The sequence below is a fragment of the Planctomyces sp. SH-PL62 genome, from assembly GCF_001610895.1.
Classification (GTDB): Bacteria; Planctomycetota; Planctomycetia; order Isosphaerales; family Isosphaeraceae; genus Paludisphaera.
Genome location: NZ_CP011273.1, coordinates 4,926,752 through 4,946,723 on the forward strand (window position 1 = coordinate 4,926,752; position 19,972 = coordinate 4,946,723).

The 19,972-nt window shown below is 68.9% G+C and carries 15 protein-coding genes; 8 read left to right on the plus strand and 7 right to left on the minus strand.

What is annotated here, in order from left to right:
* Window positions 1–72 precede the first annotated feature (72 nt).
* The 4 genes from VT85_RS18995 to VT85_RS19010 all read left to right on the plus strand — a co-directional run bounded on the left by VT85_RS18995 (window position 73) and on the right by VT85_RS19010 (window position 4,804).
* Complete coding sequence (locus tag VT85_RS18995; protein WP_068418904.1) at window positions 73–903, plus strand: sugar phosphate isomerase/epimerase family protein; 831 nt, start codon at window positions 73–75, stop codon at window positions 901–903.
* A 172-nt stretch (window positions 904–1,075) separates the two neighbouring features.
* A complete protein-coding gene (locus VT85_RS19000) occupies window positions 1,076–2,947 on the plus strand; it encodes a thiamine pyrophosphate-binding protein (RefSeq protein ID WP_068418907.1) in 1,872 nt (623 codons plus the stop codon).
* Window positions 2,948–3,099: 152 nt separating this feature from the next.
* Window positions 3,100–3,975 (plus strand): ABC transporter permease, encoded by an 876-nt coding sequence (locus VT85_RS19005; protein ID WP_082859011.1) that lies wholly within the window; start codon window positions 3,100–3,102, stop codon window positions 3,973–3,975.
* 40 nt (window positions 3,976–4,015) lie between these two features.
* Window positions 4,016–4,804: an ABC transporter ATP-binding protein gene (locus VT85_RS19010; protein ID WP_197490875.1), complete on the plus strand. Its 789-nt coding sequence runs from the start codon at window positions 4,016–4,018 to the stop codon at window positions 4,802–4,804.
* Here the strand turns inward: VT85_RS19010 and VT85_RS19015 are convergent.
* The 3 genes from VT85_RS19015 to VT85_RS19025 all read right to left on the minus strand — a co-directional run bounded on the left by VT85_RS19015 (window position 4,794) and on the right by VT85_RS19025 (window position 9,985).
* Window positions 4,794–5,918 carry an ABC transporter permease gene (locus VT85_RS19015; protein ID WP_068418915.1) on the minus strand — a complete coding sequence of 375 codons (1,125 nt, stop codon included), beginning with the start codon at window positions 5,916–5,918 and terminating at the stop codon, window positions 4,794–4,796. The genes VT85_RS19010 and VT85_RS19015 overlap by 11 nt on opposite strands.
* A gap of 92 nt (window positions 5,919–6,010) precedes the next feature.
* Window positions 6,011–8,773, minus strand: a complete 2,763-nt coding sequence (rbbA, locus tag VT85_RS19020; RefSeq protein ID WP_068418919.1) for a ribosome-associated ATPase/putative transporter RbbA — start codon at window positions 8,771–8,773, stop codon at window positions 6,011–6,013.
* Between the two features lie 30 nt (window positions 8,774–8,803).
* Window positions 8,804–9,985, minus strand: a complete 1,182-nt coding sequence (locus tag VT85_RS19025; RefSeq protein ID WP_082858726.1) for an HlyD family efflux transporter periplasmic adaptor subunit — start codon at window positions 9,983–9,985, stop codon at window positions 8,804–8,806.
* A gap of 985 nt (window positions 9,986–10,970) precedes the next feature.
* On the opposite strand from VT85_RS19025, the gene VT85_RS19030 reads away from it, so the two are divergent.
* From VT85_RS19030 to rny, 3 genes are all read left to right on the plus strand, one after another.
* On the plus strand, window positions 10,971–12,926 hold the full coding sequence (locus VT85_RS19030; RefSeq protein ID WP_068418921.1) for an esterase/lipase family protein: 1,956 nt from the start codon (window positions 10,971–10,973) through the stop codon (window positions 12,924–12,926).
* Between the two features lie 150 nt (window positions 12,927–13,076).
* Window positions 13,077–13,643: a DUF1579 domain-containing protein gene (locus tag VT85_RS19035; RefSeq protein ID WP_068418924.1), complete on the plus strand. Its 567-nt coding sequence runs from the start codon at window positions 13,077–13,079 to the stop codon at window positions 13,641–13,643.
* Between the two features lie 312 nt (window positions 13,644–13,955).
* On the plus strand, window positions 13,956–15,500 hold the full coding sequence (gene rny / locus VT85_RS19040) for a ribonuclease Y (RefSeq protein WP_068418927.1): 1,545 nt from the start codon (window positions 13,956–13,958) through the stop codon (window positions 15,498–15,500).
* On the opposite strand, the gene VT85_RS28640 is transcribed toward rny, so the two are convergent.
* Window positions 15,457–15,720 (minus strand): hypothetical protein, encoded by a 264-nt coding sequence (locus tag VT85_RS28640; RefSeq protein WP_197490876.1) that lies wholly within the window; start codon window positions 15,718–15,720, stop codon window positions 15,457–15,459. The two genes, rny and VT85_RS28640, sit on opposite strands and share 44 nt — an antisense overlap.
* A 168-nt stretch (window positions 15,721–15,888) precedes the next feature.
* Here VT85_RS28640 and VT85_RS19050 point away from each other — a divergent pair, with 168 nt between their 5' ends.
* Window positions 15,889–16,779 carry a YmdB family metallophosphoesterase gene (locus tag VT85_RS19050; RefSeq protein WP_068418932.1) on the plus strand — a complete coding sequence of 297 codons (891 nt, stop codon included), beginning with the start codon at window positions 15,889–15,891 and terminating at the stop codon, window positions 16,777–16,779.
* 1 nt (window position 16,780) lies between these two features.
* Here the strand turns inward: VT85_RS19050 and VT85_RS19055 are convergent, their stop codons facing one another.
* The 3 genes from VT85_RS19055 to VT85_RS28645 form a co-directional block, all read right to left on the minus strand.
* Window positions 16,781–17,791: an aminoglycoside phosphotransferase family protein gene (locus tag VT85_RS19055; RefSeq protein WP_068418935.1), complete on the minus strand. Its 1,011-nt coding sequence runs from the start codon at window positions 17,789–17,791 to the stop codon at window positions 16,781–16,783.
* A complete protein-coding gene (locus VT85_RS19060) occupies window positions 17,788–18,474 on the minus strand; it encodes a lysophospholipid acyltransferase family protein (protein WP_197490877.1) in 687 nt (228 codons plus the stop codon). Before VT85_RS19060 ends, VT85_RS19055 begins: the two co-directional genes overlap by 4 nt.
* Window positions 18,475–18,716: 242 nt before the next feature.
* On the minus strand, window positions 18,717–19,883 hold the full coding sequence (locus tag VT85_RS28645) for a hypothetical protein (RefSeq protein ID WP_197490878.1): 1,167 nt from the start codon (window positions 19,881–19,883) through the stop codon (window positions 18,717–18,719).
* Window positions 19,884–19,972: the final 89 nt, after the last annotated feature.

Genomic DNA, 19,972 nt, shown 5'->3' on the forward strand with positions numbered 1-19,972 from the left:
CATGACTCGCGGGAGACGGTTCGACAAGAGGTATCACCACCCCCGAGCGGCCGGCCCGAACGATGGCGAAGGATGGTGAAAGTGGTCCGTCGCGTGCTGGGGACGATGGTCGTTTACGGCTACCCGAGAGCCCCATTCGCCGCCGAACTCGACCTCGCCGCCTGGATCGGCGCCGAGGTCCTGGAGATCCTCCCGCTCTGGAAGGTCGAGCCCGACCCGACGCTCCTCCGCGACCAGGTCGCGGATCGCGGTCTCACGCTCCACAGCGCCCATGGATGCTGGGGAGGCCAGTCGATCCGGGCCGATCGGGTCGACCTGGGCTCGCCGGAGCCGAGCGTCCATGAGGCGTCCGTCGACGACCTCAGGCGCTGTCTCGACTGGCTGGCCGCCGCCGGGGGCCGGACGCTGGTGGTCCATCCCGGCGGGCTCTCCGACGAGGCCGACCGCGAGCCCCGCCGCGACGCCCTCGCCCGCGGGCTCTCCGCGCTGGCCGACCACGCGAGGGGGACGGGCCTGGTCGTCGCCGTCGAGAACATGCCGCCGGGGGTCCATCCCGGAAGCCGCATGGGGGATCTCGCCCGGCTCGTCCGCGAGCTGTCCCGCGTCGAGCTGGGCCTGACCCTCGACGTGGCCCACGCCCATCTTTCGGCCGACGCCGTCGGCGAGACTCTGGCCGCCGCCGACCTCCTGACGACCACCCACGTCCATGACAACGACGGCGGCAAGGACTCCCATCATCCCCCCGGTCACGGCACGATCGACTGGCCCTCCTGGTTCAGCGCCCTCGACGCGATCGGCTACCGGGGCCCGATCGTCCTGGAGTGCATCCGGCGAATCCGCGAGGACCGCTCGCAGTATCGACCCGAAGTCCTCGCGCCGTTCGTCCGCCCCGCGCCCCGGTAACCTGGGCCGGTCGTGCGGATCGTGCGCCGGGGCCCGCGAAACCGGTGCGGCCCGAGACGAGCCGGCGGCCCGATCGAGTCGATAAATCCCTTGCAGGGATGCGCGAGGCGTACGTCCCGTGGAATCGGGGCGCGTCTCGACAAGGACGGAACTATCCGAAGGGAGTCGGAACATGACGCCGAAGCTCAACCGTCGCCAGGCGATGGGGACTGCGGCCGTGGCGGCGGGGGCGGTCGCGGCCGCGACCCAGACGCCCGAAGCCTCCGCGGCCGGCCGCGTGGAGCTGGGCCGCCAGGCCCATCGCGACGGCGTCCGGGGCCGCATGACCGGCGCCCAGGCGGCCGCCGCCGCCATCCGATGCCAGGGCGTCCCCTGCGTCTTCGGCATCCCCGGCGCGCAGAACAACGAGCTTTGGGACGCCTTCAAGGCCTATGAAGTCCCGTACATGCTGGTCGCGCATGAGGCGTCCGCCAGCGTCATGGCCGACGCCGCGGCCCGCGCCACCGGGGTCCCCGGCGCCTTCTCGGTCGTGCCCGGCCCCGGCCTCACGAACTGCCTGACGGGGCTCGGCGAGGCCCTTTACGACGGAATCCCGCTGGTGGCGATCATCACCGACATCGACCGCTCGGCCGACGCCCCCATCGGGCAGGTCCACGGCCTGGCGAACGAGGCCCTGCTGCGGCCGGTGGTGAAGGCCCATTTCGTCGTCCGCCACCAGGCCGAGATCCCCGGGACGATCTTCCACGCCTTCCGGCTCTCCCAGGCGGGCGAGCCCGGCCCGGTCGGCGTCGTGATCCCCTACCCCTTCTTCAGCGAGGTCTGGGACTACGACCAGGCCCCCCCTCCCCCGATGCCGTCGCCGTTCGACGAGGCGGCGTATCGGCGGATCGTCGGCCACCTTCAGGACAGGAAGAAGCGGATCGGGATCTACGCCGGGCTCGGCTGCGTGGACGCCGGGCCGTCGCTGACCGCCGTCGCCGAGATGCTCCAGGCGCCGGTGGCCACCTCGGTCAGCGGCAAGGGAGTCATCGCCGACGCCCACCCCCTGGCCGTGGGCTGGGGCTACGGCAAGCAAGGGACCCGCGCCGCCGAGAAGGCGTTCAAGGACGTGGACCTCGTCCTGGCCGTCGGCGTCCGCTACAGCGAGGTCTCGACGGCGAACTACGCCCTCCCCAAGATCGACGTCGTTCATGTGGACGTCAATCCCCAGAACCTGGGGAAGAACATGGCGACCAGCCACTGCCTGGCGTCGGACTCCCGCGTCTTCCTCGATCGGCTCCTGGGCGACGCCGCGGCCGTCCGGAGGCCCCCCGACCCGGCGCTCTGGGGCAAGATCGACAGGCTGCGGAAGGTCGACCGCTGCGTCGCCCGCACCCAGCAGATCACCCAGTGCGTCGACCCGATGTTCTTCCTCAGCCAGATGCGCTGCGTCCTCGGCCCCGAGGAACTGGTGTTCGTCGACGTCACCGCGTCGACCCATTGGGCCTCCGAGGCGGTCGAGGTCCAGGGGACTCGCCGGTACTTCACCCCGGCGGACAACCAGAGCATGGGCTGGGCGATCCCGGCGTCGATCGGCGCGCAGCGCGTCCGGCCGGACCGGCGGGTCGTCTGCGTCACCGGCGACGGCTGCTTCCTGATGTCGGCGATGGAGATGTCCACGGCCGCCCGGATGGGGCTGCCGGTGAAGTTCTTCGTCTTCGACGACGGCGCCTACCACTACATGCAGATGCTCCAGGAGCCGCTCTACCGCCGCACCACCGCGACCGAGATCGCGCGGATCGACTACGCGGCGTTCGCCGCCGCGGTCGGCGTCGGCTACAACCAGATCGCCACCAACGCCGACGTCGTCCCCGGCATCCAGCGTGCGTTCGGGCTGGCCGGGCCGACCCTAACCCACGTCCTCGTGAGCTACGACGGCCGCGAGATCCGCTGGCTGAACGCCCTCCGCGCCAAGTACATCGGCGACATGCCCAACCGCGAGAAGGTCCGCCTGGCCGCCCGCGTCGGCGTCCGGGCCGTCACCCCTCGCGACGACAACGACTGACCGCGCGGATCGACCGGCTCGCGGAAGGTCGGCCGGGCCCCGACGGTTGCTCTTCCGCGAAGTCCGGCTTCCTCGTAAGATCCGCCCGGTCGGGCCAGGGGACGAACGGGCCTCGTCGCGGTCCGAGGCAGGGAGACGGTTGTCTCGTGAACATGGACGTCTGCAACGAAACGACGACCGAGGCCGGGGAGTCCTTCCCCGCGCCCCCGTCGGTGCGATGGTCCCAGGTCTGGCGCCGCCGCCTGGACAACGACCGGGGCGAGCTCGTCCGGTTCTGGCCGGTCGTCCAGAACATGGTCGTCCAGGAGCTTCGGGTCCGCTATCAGCGGTCGTTCATGGGCTTCCTCTGGACGCTCATCAACCCGCTCCTGATGATGGCGGTCCTCTCGGTCGTCTTCTCGAACCTGATGCCGGCCCCCCCGCCGGGGAGCGGCAGCTACAGCCTCTACCTCCTGGCCGGGATGGTCCCCTGGACCTTCATGGCCGGGTCGATCGGCGAGTCGGCCGTCTGCATCATCATGAACGAGGTGTTGATCCGGAAGATCTACATCCCCAAGCTGGTCTTCCCGCTGGTCCGGGTGCTGATCAACCTGGTGACGAGCGTCCTCTCGCTGGTCGCGCTCTTCCTGATCATGGTGCCCCTGGGCGCGCGGCCGTCGATCTCGATGATCTTCCTGCCGGTGGCGATCGCGCTCTACTTCGCCTTCACGCTCGGGCTGAGCCTGCTGGTGGCGACGGCCAACACCTTCTTCCGCGACTGCGGCCATCTGGTCGGCGTCTTCATCCAGGCCTGGTACTTCGCCACCCCGATCATCTACCGCGCGGGCGACTTCAAGGAGTCGCTCCAGTGGCGGTTCTGGCTCAACCCGGCCTTCTATTTCATCGAGATTTTCCACGACATCCTGTGCGACGGGGCCTGGCCGCAGCTCAGCCTGGTGCTGACCGCCGCCGCCCTGGCGACCGCCAGTCTGGGGATCGGCTATGCCACGTTCAAGTCCAACGAAGACAAGATGGTTTTCCGACTCTGAGGGCCGGAGCCGGGGTCTTCGGAAGGATCGGATCAAAGCCGTGGACCCCCTGATCGAGCTCCGAGGCGTCTCCCTCAAGTTCGTCAACTACTCCGACAAGACCTACACCCTCAAGCGCGCCTTCCTGGAGCTGCTCCTGCGCCGCGAGCGCCAGGTCCCCAACTCCGAGTTCTGGGCGCTGCGCGACATCGACCTGCGCATCCGTCGCGGCGAGCGGATCGGCGTCGTCGGCTCCAACGGCGCGGGCAAGAGCACCCTGCTGCGCCTGCTGGCGAAGATCTACCCCCCCACCAGCGGCCTCCTCGAAGTCCGGGGGATGGTCGCCCCGCTCATCGAGATGGGGGCGGGCTTCAACCCCGAGCTCTCCGGCTTCGACAACATCCTGCTCAACGGAGCCATGCTCGGATTCTCGCGCAAGCAGATGCTGGCGAAGGTCGACGGCATCCACGAGTTCACCGGCCTCCGCGAGTTCGCCGACCTCCCGCTCAAGTATTACTCCAGCGGCATGTACGCCCGCCTGGCGTTCGGGGTGGCCACCGAGATCGACCCCGAGATCCTGCTGGTCGACGAGTCCCTGGGCGTCGGCGACGCCACGTTCCGCGAGAAGGCCAAGGAACGCATCCGGGGCGTCATGGAACGCTCCCACGCGGTCATCCTGGTCTCCCACGAGCTGAGCACCCTGCGCGAGCTCTGCGACCGCGGCCTCTGGATGCACAAGGGCCGACTCGTCGGCGACGGACCGATCGACGAGATCCTCGACGCCTACCTCGAATCCGTGAGCGCCCCCGAGCCCGCCGCCGCCGCCCCGGCCGCCGAGGTCAGCGGCTGACCGCGATCGACCGCCGGAACCGTTGCAGGCTGAACGCCAGGAACCCCGCGCCGACCAGCGTGACGACCAGGAAGTCCGGCCAGACCGCCCCGATCCCCGCCCCCCGGTAGATGATCGACTGCGAGAAGGCGACGAAGTGCCGCGACGGGAGGAGATACGTGATCCGCTGGAGCGCCTCCGGCTGGCTCTCGACCGGCGTCGAGCCCCCCGAGAGGAGTTGCAGCACGATCAGGATCAGGATGATCAAAAGCGCGAACTGGGCCATCGTCCGGGCGACGGTCCCCAGGAACACCCCCAGCGCCGTGGCGAAGAACAGGTAGAGGATCACCCCCCCCAGGAACAGCCACGGCGACCCCGCGATCGGCACCTGGAGCACCCCCCGGATCACGATCAGCAGGGACGCCCACACCGCCGCGAGGATCACCAGCGCGTTCGACCAGATCTTGGCCGCGGCGATCTCGAAGGCGGTCAGCGGCATCACCAGCAGGTGTTCGATCGTCCCGTGCTCGCGCTCCCGGATCAGCGCCGCGCCCGTCAGCACCGTGGTCAGGAGCGTCACCTGATTGATCATGGCGACGATGCTGTTGAACCACGAGGTGTCGCCGTTGGGGTTGAACGCCTTGCGGACGACGAGTCGCGAGGGGTAGCGGAAATTCGGGTCGGATCGGGACAGGAACTCGGCCACCTGGCCGGAGATGATGTTCTGGATGTAGGACGCGCCGATGCTCGCCTGGAGCATGGCCGTCGCGTCGACGACGACCAGCACCTCGGCCTGCCGACCCGCCCTCAGGTCCTGCTCATACCGGGGCGGGATCTCGACCACGAACATCAACCGGCCCGAGTCCATCGCCTCGTCCACCTCGTCCGAGCGGATCAGGACGGGCTTCTGGAATCGGGGCGGGTAGAACGCCTGGAACAGCTTGCGAGAGAGCGCCGAGCCGTCCTCGTCGACGAACCCGATCGAGGCGTTGTAGACCTCCGACGAGGTCCCCCGCGCCTGCGTGTAGATCGACGCCGTGAAGGCGTAGATCACGAACAGGACGAGCACCTTGTCGCTGCGAAGGCTCCGCAGCTCCTTGACGCCGAGCCAGAAGATGTTGGCGAGCGATTCCACGTTGCGGCCTGACCTGGGTTAATGGGCTTCGATCTCGACCCTCGCCGGTTCGGCCGGACGACCTTTCGAGGGACCTGTTCCGCTTCGACGGCCTACTCCTCCTGGGGGCGCAGCGCGGCGAGGGCGACCAGCATCAGGACCGGGACGAAGGCCGCCAGCACCAGGGCGTCGTACAGGAGCAGCCTCGGGCCCAGGCCCTTCGTGAAGGCCCCGACGCTGGCGTGCATGTAGTACGTGGTCGGCCAGACCGAGCCGATGACCCGCGCCGATCCCACGAGCGTGGAGACCGGCTGGAGCATCCCCGAGAACTGGACGGTCGGGACCATCGTGACGATCGTCGTGACGAACACGGCGGCGACCTGCGATCGCGTGATCCCCGAGATCACCAGCCCCAGCGCCGTCGTCGCCGTGACGTACAGGAGCGAGCAGAGCATGAGCGCGGCGGCGCTCCCCTTGATCGGCACGCCGAAGAGGAGGACCGCCACCGCGGACAGCAGGACGAAATTGATCATCCCGATCGCGATGTACGGGAGCTGCTTGCCGATCAGGAAGTCGAGCCGGGAGGTCGGCGAGACGTAGAAGTTGACGATCGAGCCCAGCTCCTTCTCGCGCGCCACGCTCACCGCCATGAGGATCGCCGGGATCAGGATCAGGAGCATCGGCGGCACGCTCGGCGCCATGGCGTAGATGCTCTCGAAGGTCGGATTGTAGCGGTAACGCCCCTGCACGCTCGACGTGGCGGCGAACGTCTCGCCGGCGAACTCGGTGCGATAGACCTCCTCCATGTGGGTCAGGTGGGTGGCCTCGGCGTACTGCTTGATGGTCTCGGCGCGAAAGGGGCTGGAGCCGTCGATGATGGCGCGGGCCTCGGCTTCCTGGCCTCGCTTCAGGTTGCGGCCGAAGTTGGGCATGACCTCCAGAACCAGGGAGAGGTCGTTGGACCTCAGCCGTTCGTCGCCCGAGTCGGGGGACTGGACGGGGGGGAGCCGGAGGAAGGACCGCGACGCGCCGAAGGCCTCGTCAAGGCCCCGGCTCGCGGGGGTCTGATCGTCGTCGAGCAGCGCGTAGCGGACGTCCTCCACGTCGGTCGTGATGCCGTAGCCGAAGATCACCATCAGGAGCATCGAGCCGACGAACGCGAACGCCAGGCGGACCGGGTCGCGGAGGATCTCCAGGGTCTCGCGACGGCTGTACGCGAGGAGCCGTCGCGGGCTGAGGTAGGCGTTCCCGGTCGCGTGAGCGGCGCTCGCATCGCCCGCGACGGCCGAGGCGAGCGCCGCGCGCGCTTCCTCGTCCTGGCCCGATCCGGCGCCCTCGCCGATGGCCATTTCCATGTAGGTGATGAACGCCGACTCCAGGTCGGGGGCGTCGACGGCCTCGATCAGCTTCACCGGGGCGTCGCACGCCAGCACCTTCCCCGCGTGCATCAGCGAGATCCGGTCGCACCGGAGCGCCTCGCTCATGAAGTGGGTCGTGATGAAGATCGTGATCGACTCCCGCCGCGAAAGATCGATCAGCAGCTCCCAGAAGCCGTCGCGCGCGATCGGGTCGACGCCCGAGGTCGGCTCGTCCAGGATCAGGATCTCGGGTTCGTGGATCACGGCCACGGCCAGCGAGAGCCGCTGGCGAAGCCCCAGCGGCAGCTCCTCCGACGAGTGGTGGAGGTAGGGCCGGAGGCCGAAGCGTTCGACCAGGCCGTCGATCCGTCCGGGGACCTCGCCGGGGGGGAGGTGGAACAGCCTCGCGTGCAGCCAGAGGTTCTGCGAGACGGTCAGTTCGCCGTAAAGCGAGAACGCCTGCGACATGTAGCCGACGCGCCTGCGGACCTCCAGGCTCCCCGCGTCGACCGGCTCGCCGAACAGAAAGGCCTCGCCGGACGTCGCCGGCAGGAGGCCGGTCAGCATCTTCATCGTGGTCGACTTGCCGCAGCCGTTCGAGCCGAGGAAGCCGAAGATCTCCCCCTTCGGGATCGTGAAGGTGACGGCGTCCACGGCCGTGAAGTCGCCGAACTTCTTCGTGAGCCCCTTCGCCACGATGGCCGGCGGCCCCTCGACCTCGACCCGCGGCGGAATCGTCAGCCGCTTCCGGTCGCCGCGCACCGACTCGGGGAGCAACTCGACGAACGCCTCCTCGAGATCCTCGGTCCCGGTGCGCTCCAGGATCTGGGCGACGGTCCCCGTCGCCAGGATCCGGCCGGCGTCCATCGCGATCAGCCAGTCGAACTGCTGGGCCTCGTCCATGTAGGCCGTCGAGACCAGCACGCTCATCGTCGGGCGCGACTCGCGGATGGCGTCGATCAGGCTCCAGAACTGGCGGCGCGAGAGCGGGTCCACCCCCGTCGTGGGCTCGTCGAGGATCAGCAAGTCGGGATCGTGGATCAGCGAGGCGCAGAGGCTCACCTTCTGCTTCATCCCCCCGGAGAGCTTGCCCGCGGGGCGGTCGGGGAACGGCCCCAGCCCCGTCGCCTGGAGCAACGCGGGGATCCGCGCCCGACGCTCCGCCGACGACAGGCCGAACAGCCTGGCGAAGAAGTCGATGTTCTCGTAGACGCTCAGCTCGGGATAGAGATTCTTGCCGAGCCCCTGCGGCATGTAAGCGATCCGGGTGCAGACGTCGCGACGATGCCCGACGTCCGCCATGTCGCCGCCGAGCACGACGATCCGCCCCCCCTGGATCCGCTTCGAACCGGCCACCAGGCCCATGAGCGTCGACTTGCCGACGCCGTCCGGCCCGATCAGCCCGATCATGCAGCCCGACGGGAACTCGACCGTCACGCCGTCGAGCGCCCGCGTCGAACGATCGTAGGCGTGGACGACCGAGTCGACCGTCGCGACGGGTGCCTCCCCGATTGCCATCAGCGGTCCCCTCCTCCGGGGCTAGTCAGGCTAGATCGAGGGTTTCGGTTCCGAGGTCGGAGCCGGTGCCGATGCCGGCGCCGGTTCCGGAGCCGACGGCTTCGCCTCGGGTCCGCCCTCCTTGGGGGCGTCGACCGGCTTCGGCGGTTCGACCGGGGTCGGTTCCGTCTTGGGCTTCGGGGCCGGCTCGGGCGCGGTTTTCGCCTTGGCCGCCTCGTCCGCCACGACCTGCGGGAAGCGGCGGTCGAGGTTCGCCGGCCAGGGGGTCGCGGGGTCGAGCTTGACGTAGCCGACGCCTCGGACGCCCGTCTTGATCTTCTCGATGTAGGGGAGGATCAGCTCCTCCGGGACCTTGAGCTTCACGCGGAACATCAGCTTGTCGCGCTCGGTTCGGGTCTCCACCTGCTTGGGGGTGAACTGGGCCTCCGGGGAGACGAAGGTGACGTTGGCCCGCGCCGAGTAGTCCGGGTAGGCGTCGAGCCTGATCCGCGCCTCGGCCCCGATCTCGATCCGCGCAGCCTCGTCCGAGGGGAGGAAGATCTCCATGTAGACGTCGTCGAGGTTGACGAGGGTCAAGACCTTGCCCCCCGCCCCGAGGACTTCGCGCTCTTGCGCCAGTCGATAGAGGACGCGGCCGTTGACGGGGGAGAGGAGCGTGGAATCGGCGAGCTTGGCGCGAACGTCCTGGAGATCGGCCGTGGCGGCCTCGATCGTCCGCATGTTCACCTGCAGCTTGGCCTTCACCGAGTCGACCGCGGCGACGCTGATGTCGCGCTTGGTCTGCGACTTCTCCATCTCCTCGCGTGAAACGACGCGACGGCTGAAAAGCTCCCGGTTGCGGGCGAACTCCTGGTTCTGATAGCGGACGATGGCCTCCCGCTCCACGATTTCGGCCTTGATCTGGTTCTCGTTCTCCTGGGCCTCGGCGATCTTGGCCTTGCCGCTCGCCAGCTTGGCCTCCAGCTCGTCCGTGTCCATCTGGGCGAGGACCTGGCCCTTGCGGACCAGGTCGCCCTCCTCGGCGAAGATCCGGACGACGCGACCGGGGTACTTGGCCGACACGTCCACCTGGACCGATTCGACGCGGCCGTTCCCCGAGACGATGCCCGCCGGCAGCTTCTTCCGGAGCTGCGCCTGGTAGGCGTACCAGGCCGCCGTCCCGACCGCGACCAGGGCCGCCACGATCAGCGTTCGAACCAGCATCCTACGCATGAGCGACCTTCATCCCGTCTGTCGGCAGGCCGACGTCGATTCGACGTCCCACGGCGAGTGGACCCGACCACCCGCCACGCCCGACGTCCGGACGAGTCGACCTTGAATTGTGCAACCGCGCCTTGAAAATCGCAACCGCCCCGCCGCCCGTCCCGGAGGCGCGCCGAAGGCTGTCGACGTCCCACCCAGGGCCGATCCGAGGGAGTTCTCGCTAATCGGCGGATCGGTCGTAATGTCAAGGAAGGGAGGCGTGCGCGCACGCCGCCGACGCTCCTTGGCAATTCGCCGTTTCGTGACCGCCCGAGAGTCCGCCCTCGGGCGCGGCACTCCCCGACCATTGAAAATCCGCCGAACGAACCCAATCTACTCCACCGTACTCCCCGTTTCCAAAACTCGGCCCGGAATTTCGGCCCGTCGAGAATCGAGGCGCGATCAAACCCAATCGATCCTGGGTCGACGTGCGGACCCGCCGGGGAGACGGCGTCCACGCGATCGCCCCGAAACGCGCGACGAGAGACCCGAATCCGCCGAACGAAGCCAATCGACCAAATCCCGAAAGCCTCTTGCCACAAACAGTTTCCGCCGAATAATGGGCCGATTCCGACTTGCAATCGAACCCATTCCGTCGTCGACGGCCGTCGACGACGGGGGCGGGAATCGTCGCAAAACCGGACCGGACGCAGGGAGGAGGCCCGCCGACGAAAACGACCGAACGAACCCAATCGCCGGCCCCCGCGAGGGCCTGGTAACCGGGACTCCACGAGTCCCGACAGGAGGCGCCGCACCGAAAACGAACCCAATCGAAGCCAGACGTCGGGATCGCGGGGGAGCCGGGGGGCGATTCCGGCTTCTCGACCTGACATTGACCGCGACCGGGCCGCCGGGCATGATCCGCCTTCCGGGACCGGCGAGTCCGCCCCGGTGCAACGGTCGCCGGCTTGCCGCCCGAATAGAGCCGCCGCAGGGGTCGAGGGAGTGACCCGACATGTCGATCGCCCATCTCGTTCTGACGGCTTCCACGCTCTTGGGATGGTCGGACATCACGATCCAGGCCGCTCGCGGAGATCGCGGGCTCACCGCGTTCCAGCAGAGCGTCGCCGGGATTGACCGGCCCAGCCCTCGTACGCTGGAAACCCTCCGCCGCTATGACCTTGAGAAACGCTACCGGAAGGACGTCGAGCACACGCTCCTCAGCCTGGAGAAGCTCGCCCGCGCCCAGCCCAGCGCCGAGATCGTCTACGCCCTGGCCGAGCTCTCCTGGCTCGACGGCTGCAAGAACGACCGCTGGCGCAAGGCCGTGGCCGTGGGACGCTACCAGGACGCCGTCGCCTACGCGTACGACTACCTGTTCGACCCCGAACTGGCCGGCGGCCGGGCCCCCGCCGACCCCCGCTACCGGCTCGCCTGCGAGATCTACAACGCGGGCCTCGAACGGATCATCCGGGCCGCCCAGTCCAAGAACCCGATCGACCCTCAGGGCAAGATCAAGCTGAAGGCCGGCGACCGCGAGCAGGAGTTGCAGGTCTCGCTCCGAGACTCCCCCTGGAAGGCCGCGGACATCCACAAACTCCTGCCCACCAGCGACTACGAGGTCGGCGGCCTGGCGACCAGCCGGAACCAGTACGGCATCGGCGTCCCCTTGATCGCGGTCCGCGAGAGCGACCCGAAGCAGGCCGACCGCCCGGCGAACGAGCAGTTCTATCCGGCCGAGATGGCCTTCCCCTTGACGGCGTTCCTCGTCCCCGACTCGCGACTCCGCGAGCCCGGCGAGGCCGTCGATCAGGTCCGCCAGTGCACCCTCCAGCTCGTCGACCCGATCCAGTACCAGGTCGTCGGCGAGCCCGGAAACCAGATCGCGCTGGAGATCGACCTGACCACCCCGCTGGCCTACATGTGGTCCAACACCGACCTGGAACGCTTCCGCTGGTCGGGCTTGATTCGTCCCGAGCAACTCCTGGAGCGGGCCAACCTCCTGATGATCCGCCCCTATGAGCCGGGCAAGATCCCGGTCGTCATGGTCCACGGCCTCATCAGCAGCCCGCTCGCCTGGATCCCCATGCTGAACGAGCTTCAGCGCGACCCGGACATCCGGGACCGCTACCAGTTCTTCCTCTACATGTACCCCACCGGCGTCCCCCTGCCGATCGCCGCGGCCAATCTCCGCGACGCCCTGGCGCAAGCCAAGGCGACCTACGACCCCGACGGCCGCGACCCGGCCTTCGACCGCATGGTCCTCCTCGGACACTCGATGGGCGGGCTGCTCAGCCACTGCATGGTCGTCTCCAGCGGCGAACAACTCTGGCAGCTCAACTCCGACCAGACCTTCGACGACATCCTCGGGCCGCCCGACGTCCTCGCCCAGCTCCGCAAGCTCCTCTTCTTCGAGCCCCTGCCGTTCGTCAAACGGGTCGTCTTCCTGGCCACTCCCCACCGGGGCTCGGACCTCTCGCGGAGCGTGATCGGCCGGGTCAGCACGAACCTGATCTCGGACCCGGACTACATCCACAAGCTCCTCAGCCAGCTTGTGAAGGACAACCCGGACGCCTTCAACCGCCGCTTCCGACGGTTCCCATCCAGCATCGAGACCCTGGCGACCGACTCCCCCATCCTGATGGCGATCCTCGACATGCAGCCGGCCGCCGGCGTCGTCTTCCACTCCATCATCGGCTCGATCCGGCCCGACGACCGCCGCCAGACCACCGACGGCGTCGTCCCCTATCGCAGCTCCCACCTGGAAGGGGCGGCCTCCGAGAAGATCGTCCGGTCCGACCACGGCGTCCAGAAAGACGCCCTGGCGATCCGCGAGGTCCGGCGGATTCTTCAGGAGCACCTGGGCCTCGCGGACCCCGCCGACTCCCGCGACCCGGCCGAACCGCCGGCCGTCGCCTCCCCGGCCTCGGCCGCGGACGCCCTCTCGGATCTCCCCGCCCTGCCCCGCTGACGCCGCGCCTCAAGAATCCCCCCTCCCCGTCGAACCTCTTTCCGGGAAAACGACGGGCGGGGGCGGAACCGACTGGACAAATCGTCAGGCGGACCGCATAGTCCCCTCCGTGTCATCTGTTCTTGCGAACACCACTCACGAGGGGAAAGCATGAAGACGACGCTGCGGATGCTCTCGGGGACGCTCCTGGGGCTGGCTGCCATGGCGGGGACGATCGAGGCGCAGGAGGCCGCGAAGCCGACCGCCGAGCATCGCGAAATGGCCAAGGAGGTCGGCGTGTGGGACGCCGAAGTCAAGGTCTGGACCCAGGGGCCCGACGGCCCCCCCGAGACCTCGAAGGGCGTGGAGGAGATCACGCTGATGCCCGGCGGCCTCTGGATCCTCAGCAAGTTCGAGGGCGAGATGGCGGGCCACTCCTTCACCGGGCGGGGCATCAGCGGATACGACCCGGACAAGAAGAAATTCATCGACGTCTGGGTCGACTCGACGGACCCTCACATGATGATCCTGGAGGGGGATTACGACCAGGCCGCGAAGACCCTCACGAGCTTCGGCAAGTCGACAGACCCCCGCACCGGCAAACCCTACGACGTGAAGACCGTGACCGTCCTCAAGGGGGACGACGAGCGGGAATTCACGTTCCTCCTGAAGAACGACGAGACCCAGGGGGAGTATCTCAAGATCCTCCAGATGACCTATCGTCGCAGGGCCAAATGACCGCGACCCCCGCGAGGCAGGGGGCGGGGGCGGATCGGCGGGCGATTGACCCGCCCCGCCCTTCTGATAAAGTAGAGGCCGGGCCTCGGGCGTCGATCAGACGCGGGGGTCGTTCCGCGCAGACGCGCGTCCGAGCCTTCCGCGCTTGCGGAGTCGGACTCGCCCCGTGGTTCGCCCAGGGCTCGCCCCCTCCCGTCCCTTCAGCGAGACCTCCATCGAAGGTCGGGCCCGAAGGGTGACCGGACGCCGGCTCGACCGGACGGAAGTCGTCGCGAATCAGACCTGGAAAGGCCGGCCGGCGTGTACGGACAGATGACTGGAGGCCTGATCGGGCTGATCCTGGGAGTCCTTGGCGCCTGGGCCGCCTTCTACGTTTCGGCCCGGCACCGGGCGACGACCGCCCGAGGGCTCGTCGAACAGATCCTCAGCAACGCCCACCGCGAAGCCGAGACCATCCGGATGCAGGCGGACCTCGCCTCCAAGGAGGACGCGCTCCGCCACCGCCACGCCCTGGAAGCGGAGATGGAGGAGACCCGGCGCGACCTCCGCGAGCAGGAACGCCGGCTGGAAAAGCGTGGAGACCTGCTGGACCAGCGGCTCGACCTCCTCAACGACAAGGAACGGCAGCTCGAAGACGTCCGCCGCCGCCAGGCCGATCAGGAATCCGAGATCCAGGAGCGTCGGCTCGCCACGGATCGGCTCGAAGCCCGACGCCTGGAGGAATTGCAACGGATCGGCGGCCTCGCGCCCGAGGAGGCCCGTCAGCTGCTGCTGGCCCGGGTCGAGGAAGACCTGCGGGGCGAAGCGGGCGAACGGATCCTCCGGCACGAGGCCAAGGTGCGGGAGACCTCCAGGGAGCGTGCGGTCGAGATCCTGGCCGTGGCCATCCAGCGCTTCGCGGCGTCCCACACCGCCGAGATCACCGTCAGCACCGTCGACATCCCCAACGACGAGATGAAGGGCCGGATCATCGGCCGCGAGGGCCGCAACATCCGGGCCTTCGAAAAGGCGACCGGCGTCGACGTGATCGTGGACGACACCCCCGGCGTCGTGATCGTCACCGGCTTCGACAACGTCCGCCGGGAGGTCGCCAAGCTCGCCCTGGAACGGCTCATCCAGGACGGCCGCATCCACCCCTCCCGCATCGAGGAGATCGTCAAGGACACCCACGACGAGATGGACGAGCACATTCGCAAGGTCGGCCGCGACGCCGCCCGCGAGGTGGACGTCGTGGGCCTCCACGACAAGATCCTGGACTACCTGGGCAAGCTCAAGTTCCGCACCAGCTACTCGCAGAACGTCCTGCGGCACTCGATCGAGGTGGCCTTCCTCGCCGGCATGATGGCCGAGGAGATCGGCCTCGACGGCGCCCTCGGCCGCCGCTGCGGCCTCCTGCACGACCTCGGCAAGGCGGCCGATCACGAGATGGAAGGGGGCCACCCCGCCGTGGGCGCCGAGCTTCTCAGGCGCTACGGCGAGGGCAAGGAGGTCACCCATGCCGCCCTCGGCCACCACGACGACCTCCGCGTCGACGCCCCCTACACCGTGCTCGTCGCCGCCGCCGACGCCGTCAGCGCCAGCCGGCCCGGAGCCCGCCGGGAGACGCTGGAGAAGTACGTCCGCCGCCTGGAGGAGCTGGAATCGCTCGCCCTGGGATTCCCCGGCGTCGAGCAGGCCTACGCCATCCAGGCCGGCCGCGAAGTCCGCGTCATGGTCGACAGCCGACAGGTCGACGACCCCTCCGCCGCGACCCTCTGCCGCGAGATCGCCAAGGCCATCCAGTCCCAGTTGACCTACCCCGGCGAGGTCAAGGTCACCGTCCTCCGCGAGACCCGAAACGTCGAATACGCCCGCTGAACGCCCCCCCGACAGGCTCGGGGCCGCCCTCGTCCGGCTCTCGGCGCCAGTCGCCGAACTGCTTGACCCGGACGGGCGGACCGTCCGGGAACTCGGCCGTGATGGAGAGCTTCCCCCCCATCGCCTCGACGTACCGCCGGAGGGTCGAGACGTACACGTCGGCCCGCCGTCGGTCGGCCCGCCGTCGGAGCCTGGCCTCCTGTTGGACGGACCTCGTCATCGCTCGGTTCCGCGCCTGCACGACGCTTCCCGGCCGGGCCTCGTCATGCGATGATCGACGGTTCGAGATCCCGACGCGCGACGGATCGTCCGACAGGTCAAGGCATCCAAAGAGCAACATCCGAAACCGACTCCAGAGGCCTCGTCTTCATCGATCGAGAAGGTTCCCATGGCGACCGATCCGGCACGCAAGTCCCCCCTGAAGATCCTGTTCATCGGCGACGTCGTCGGGGCCCCGGGTCGCAAGATCGTCGCGCAGTTGCTCCCCAGGCTGATCCCGCGATGGGGGATCGGACTGGTGGTCTGCAACGCCGAGAACTCGGCGGGGGGCTCGGGGCTCACCCTGCGCTGCTTCGAGGAGTTGACCGAGGCGGGGGCCGACGTCCTGACGATGGGGGACCACGTCTACCGCAAGGATGAGATCCATCAGGTCTTCGACCGATCGGACCGGGTCCTCAAGCCCGCCAATCTGCCCCCCGAGGCCCCCGGCCCGGACCTCGCGATCGTCGAGGCCCGCGACGGCACGACGGTGGCCGTCTTCTCGTTGCTGGGGCGGACCTTCATGAAGCCCGTCGACTGTCCCTTCCGCGCCGCCGACCGGCTCCTGGACCAGATCGGCCCCGGCGTCCGGGTCGTCTTCGTCGACTTCCACGCCGAGGCCACCAGCGACAAGCAACTCCTGGGTCGCTACCTCGACGGCCGCGTCTCGGCCGTCCTGGGCACCCACACCCACGTCGCCACGGCGGACGAGCAGGTCCTCCCCGGCGGCACGGCCTTCCAGAGCGACGTCGGCATGAGTGGGCCTCACGACGGGATTTTGGGCCGACGTTACGACCGAGTCCTGGCCGCGACGCTCTCCTCCGTCCCGACCCATTTCGACGTGGCCACCGGCGACCCTCGGCTGAACGGCGCCCTGATCTCGATCGACCCCGAGAGCGGCCGCGCCCTGGCGATCCAGCGCGTGAGCATCAATCAGGACGAGGCGCGGCGGATCCTCACCGGCGCGGCCGACCAACTCGCCGACCCTTCCGGCTCGGGACCGATAGGGCCTCGCGGCTGAATCAGGCTCCCAGGCCGCGTCGGCCGGCGAGCCCTCGAAGCCGCGAGAGCCCTCGGGCGATCCCGTCGTCGAACGCCCGTTCGTCGTCGAATCGACGGCCTTCGAGATACCGCCAGCGAATCCAGCGCTCGGCGATGAGCACGTCGGCCAGCTCCTCGAACGCGACGGCCGCCTCAAGCTCCGCCGCTCCCACGGGCCGAATCCGCCGATACTCCGCGAGCCCCTCGGCGCGCAACGCCTCGCCCTCGCCGCCGGGGAGCCACTCCCCCCAGAGCCGGGCCAGGTCGGCCGCGACGGACTCCACGTCCATCGCCCCGTAATCGACGAGGCCGGTCAGGGCGTCGCCGACGAAGAGGAAGTGCTCCGGACGGGCGTCGCGGAGGCAAGGCTGCAACGGGAGCGCGGCCCGACTCGCCTTCCACGTCGACGCCAAAACCACCGGCGCGACACGACGCGCCAGCTCCAGCCAGGTGGACGCAGGCCCCGCAAGCGAGTCGTCCGATCGCGCTTCCAGGGCCCTTGCGATCGCTTCGAAGCCCCCCCGCGCCAGGCGGTCCAGCTCGTCCCGACGGACGGCCAGGCCGGGACTCTCGCCGTGACGGGCGTCGACCCGCGCGATCCGTACATGGACTTCCGCCAGCGCCCCGAAGGCGGCGCGGACCCTGGCGGCGGTAGGGAGCGATCCGGCGACGGCGGCGCCGGGAAGCCAGGGGACCACCTCCCAGCAACAGCCCCTCAGCGAGACCGCCGTCTCCCCGAGGAGCATGTGGATCGGCCGGGGGACGAACGGGAGATCGGCGAGCAGGCGAAGCCAGGCGTGGATCCTCTCGACGCGATCGAGCCCGGTCGTCGGCGGCCAGGCGCGGGCCAGGCGGTCGCCGTTCGTCGATCGGTAACGCCAGAGGAGCGAGCCGCTGAGGCCGCCGGCGGCGCTCAGCGCAGTGGGCGATTCGAGGGGGCGTTCGGAGGGAGGATAGCGGTCGAACAGGTCGACGAGTCCGAGGGGGGTCACTCGACCGGCCCCATCCCGGCAGGCTCCTCGATCCGCGCCGGGACCCCGCCGAACTCGCGGAAGCTCCGCTCCTGGAGATCGCGGAGGGCCTGATCGAACCGCTCGCAGACGCGCGCGAGAACGTCTTTATCGGCGGCCTGGGACGGGTGGAAGTCGGAGAGGTCGAGCGGCTCGCCGAACATGACGCGAGAGCGCGACGGCGACCAGAGCGCCGGGCCGATGTCGATCGTCGCCGGCGTCCCCGAGATGAACGCGGGGACGACCGGAACCCCCGACCGGACCGCGATGAACGCCGCCCCCGCCCTCATCGGCCCGAGCCTTCGGCCCGACTCGGGCGTGATCCGACCTTCAGGGAAGATCGGCAGGACCTTCCCCTCCGCCAACGTCCGCAGGGCGGCGCGGGTCGCCTGGATGTCCCGGCCGTCGCGATTCACCGGGATGCATTCCGTCAGGAGGCAGAACGAATGGACGATCGGTAGATCGTACATTTCCTTGGCGATCATGAATCCCAGGACCCGACGGCATCGCGATTGCAGAAGGAGATGGTCGATGCAGCAGGTATGGTTGGCGATCAGGATGGCCGCCCCGCGTTCGGGGAGCGGGGCCCAGCCGTTGGATCGCAGGCGGTGCAAGGATCGGGTGTAGAAGCGGGTCAGCCACCAGATGGGCAGGAGGCTCGGCACGATCTCACCCGGCCTCGAGACGCGAGGCGACGGACGTCGGCCGGGGCTCAACAAGGCGGGAATCAGGAGGAGTACGATGGTCAGACCGATCGGGACCCAGACGCTCATGACGGCACAGCCGGTTGGATAAACGTGACAAGGGACGTTCCATATTATGGACGTCCCTCATCGGACCATCTTCCAGGGGCCTGGGTCAAGAGCCGGACGAGGGCGAAGCCGGCCGGTGACGAGGGGTATGCAGATCAGGCGGCCTGCCGACGACCGTGACGCCGGAGGGTCAGCCCCCCGCCAAGCCCGGCCAGGATCCAGACGGCCACGGTGGAGGGCTCCGGAACGGCCGAGGCCAGGACCTGGGCGCCGTCGATGCCGAACCCCGTCATGGAGTCGCAGAACCCACAGCCGCACTGGGCCGCCAGGAGGCCGGTCTTGAGCAGCTCCGCCCCGACCGTCTCCGAGCTGGCGCCGTTGCTCAGGGTCTTCATCAGCGATACGGCCGCGGGGCTGAACTTGGTGTTAGGGTCGGTCAGCAGATTCCAGTTGGCGACCGCCGCGTCGATGTAGTCGCCGGTCTGGTCGGGATGGTCGCCGACGCCGAAGGCGTGCATCAGCTCGTGCGCCACGTTGTGGGCTACGGCCCAGGAGAGCTGGTCGGCGTTGCTGGCGTAGTTGAGCTTGTCGATGAAGCTGAAGCCGTCGTCGCCGACGCTGGTGATGCCGATCGCGTCGGGGTTGGCGCTGTACGAGGCCCCCGAGACGACGCTCATCATGTGCGAGGCGGGAACGCCCGGGTCGCTCGTCAGCTTGACGTCGATCCCGCTGAGCTGGAACGTCCGCTCCACCTTGCTGAGAACGTCGTTCGCGAAGCCCGCCTGCTGGTCCGCCGTGGGCGTGCCGCCGAACGCCGCGATCGCGGCCGGGCTCTGATACCACGGCTTCGGGTCGCCCACGGTCAGCGAGGAGGCCTCGGCGTAGGGCTGGCCCCCCAGGTTGATGAACGCGTCAGCCGTGGAGGTCGTGGCCCCGAAGGTCGGCTGTCGGGTGTACGTGAGGGCGGCCGGCGTGGCGTTGATCGTCGAGGAGACCGCGGCGGCCGAGATCACCGGCTTGTCCACGTTCGGGATCGCGGGGGCGGCGACCGGAATCAAAGCCGCGGAGACGGGGACGGGCGCGGCGACCGGTGCCGCGACGGGGGGGCTTGTCGGGCGATAGTAAAAGCTCGCCGGCAGATTCGTGATCGCGTTGGCGGAGGTCGGCGGGGCGTAGATGTTGCCCGCGGTACTCAACTGATTGGCATACCAGGCGGTCAACGTGGCTTGAGAATCGAACCAGGACAACGGCGCAGCCGCAGCCGAGCAGGACAGGGCCACCCATGCCGCGATCCCACCTGTCAGCGTCCTGATTCCATTCATGCGAACCTCCCTGTTCAGCCTTCAAGCCGTCATCCATGAACGGCTCGACCGATCTGTTTGCTATCAGCCATTCGCCGCTGGCCTTATCG